The organism is Citrobacter sp. wls714 (genome assembly GCF_005281025.1).
GTDB lineage: Bacteria > Pseudomonadota > Gammaproteobacteria > Enterobacterales > Enterobacteriaceae > Citrobacter > Citrobacter werkmanii.
Genome location: NZ_SZWZ01000078.1, coordinates 1 through 335, shown reverse-complemented (window position 1 = coordinate 335; position 335 = coordinate 1). Strand labels below are relative to the sequence as shown.

The window sequence follows — 335 nt, the reverse complement described above, 5'->3', positions numbered from 1 at the left end:
AGCCGCGACGACGAATACCGTGAGCTGTACCGCGAACTCATGCCACAGCTCGATATGGTGCTGTGGGTGCTGAAGGCCGATGACCGGGCGTTTTCGGTGGAAGAGCATTTTTATCAGGGAGTATTCGCACAATACAGCGGAGCGCTGCCACCGGTATTGTGGGTCCTCAACCAGGTGGATAAAACCGAACCGGCTGAACAGTGGAACTGGCTGTCGGCACAGCCTTCAGTATCACAGAGTGAGCATATTACGCAGAAGCGCCAGGCCGTCGCCCGTCAGATGGGAACAGCAGAGACGAATATTCTTCCGGTGTCAGTCAGGGGGCGGTACCACCT

At 56.7% G+C, this 335-nt stretch carries 1 pseudogene; it reads left to right on the top strand.

From position 1 onward, the window contains the following. A pseudogene (locus tag FDX11_RS17105) lies at window positions 1-335 on the top strand (GTP-binding protein HSR1); the annotation flags it as partial.